Consider the following 1,665-nt stretch of genomic DNA (forward strand, 5'->3'; position numbering starts at 1 on the left):
GCCGTAGCACATTGGGAAGCTGCCCCTCGAAGGCAGCATTCGCCTTGATGGAGACAAGGGCGCGTAGCGCCCGACGGCTTCATCAAGGCGGCCATGACCGGCCAGCAGGTCTCTAAAGTGAAGTTGTCGACTCAACACTTTGGAGACTGACCGACCATGACCAAGCGCAGTTCTACTCCGGCCGATGCCGTGCTGGTAGCCATCGATATGTCCAAGCACCGCCAGGAAGTGCTGATCGAACGCCCGGAGGGCGGACGACGTCGCCGCATGACAGTCATGGCTACCAAGGCTGATTACGACCGCCTCGCGGACGATCTGGCAGCCATCGGCAGACCTATCGTCGTTGGCTTTGAGGCCACCGGCAACTACCACCGTACGCTGGCGCACCGACTGCTAGCTGCGGGTTTCGAGCTGCGCCTGATTTCGTCGGTCGCCTTGGCACGGACGCGTGAGGCGTTGCATAATGGCTGGGACAAGAACGATTCCAAAGACGCCCAGGTAATTCTGCACATGCTCCAGATCGGCGCCACTCAGCGCTACGTCGACCCGCTGGCCGCCGGCATCAACGACCTGCAGGAGATGTCGAAGACGCACGAGGCCATTTCCAAGGCGAAGACGCAGACCTGGCACCGCATCCTGACCCATTACCTGCCTTTGTATTTTCCCGAGATCGAACGTTTTGCGGGCAACAGCCGGTCCGACTGGTTCCTGGCTCTGCTCGAACGGTTTCCGACACCGGCCAGCATGACGACGCTCGGTCAGGAGGCCTTCACGCGCGAGGCCTGGTCACTGGTCGGCCGCAAGGTCTCCAAGGCCCGCTTAATCAACGATATCTACGAGACGGCCTGCGCCTCGGTTGCACTGCCGGTCGACGAGGAATCCGTCGCGGTCGCCATGTTCCGCATGGTCATCGCACAAGCCCGCAGCCTGATCCGGCAACGCGATGAGATCGAGCGGACCGCCAATGCCATGCTCAGCGAGAACCGCGACTATCAGCTCCTGCGCATGATCCCCGGGATCGGCCCGATCAACGCGCTGACGATCCTCGCCGAGGCTGGCGATCTTCGGCGCTTCAACCATCATCGCCAGTTCCTGAAGTTTTGCGGGCTCGACCTGGCCACCTGTCAGTCAGGCACCTTCCGAGGCCGAACCAAGCTCTCGAAGTACGGCAATGCCCGGCTACGCCGCACCTTCTGGATGGCGACCCAGGTCGCCATTCGCCAGCGCGACAACAGTTTCCGCGACAAGCTTGGTCGCTATGTGGCCGGCCACGGCAACGACCCTGATCGCCGCCGCAAGGCGATGACCGCACTCACCGCCAAGATGGCGCGCGTCGCGCACGCCGTCATCAAGACGGGAACCGAGTACCGTCCGTTCGTCGAACGGACGGACACCAGATGGAAGGACCCCTCTCTGTGGAGCCGTGAGGGCGCAGCCGCGACCCTGTAGATAATGTTCGGGCCTTCCATCTGGCATCCGCATCTCATTTTAAGGACGGTGAGGACCACGACCGGTGCGGTCGCTGGATCCTGTGTTTGCTATGGCCGAGAGCGCATTCCTTGACGATGGAAGCCATCTGGATCAAAAAGTCATCAGCGCCGATCACGCTCGGCGCAACGAGACCTGCTGGCCTTTTCCCGCCGCTGCTTCCCAACCTAGGACGTT

At 61.9% G+C, this 1,665-nt stretch carries 1 protein-coding gene; it reads left to right on the top strand.

Features of this window, described 5'->3' with window-relative positions; all coding sequences use genetic code 11:
• Positions 1 to 156: 156 nt before the first annotated feature.
• The gene (locus ACODTA_RS30275; protein ID WP_019052494.1) at positions 157 to 1,449 is read left to right on the top strand and encodes an IS110 family RNA-guided transposase; all 1,293 of its coding nucleotides are present in this window, start codon (positions 157 to 159) and stop codon (positions 1,447 to 1,449) included.
• Positions 1,450 to 1,665 lie beyond the last annotated feature (216 nt).

The organism is Sphingomonas sp. FG14 (assembly GCF_057809675.1).

What these genes read in the sequence shown, in the direction of transcription:
- ACODTA_RS30275 (WP_019052494.1), top strand. Translation starts at nt 157, where the DNA reads ATGACCAAGCGCAGTTCTACTCCGGCCGATGCCGTGCTGGTAGCCATC.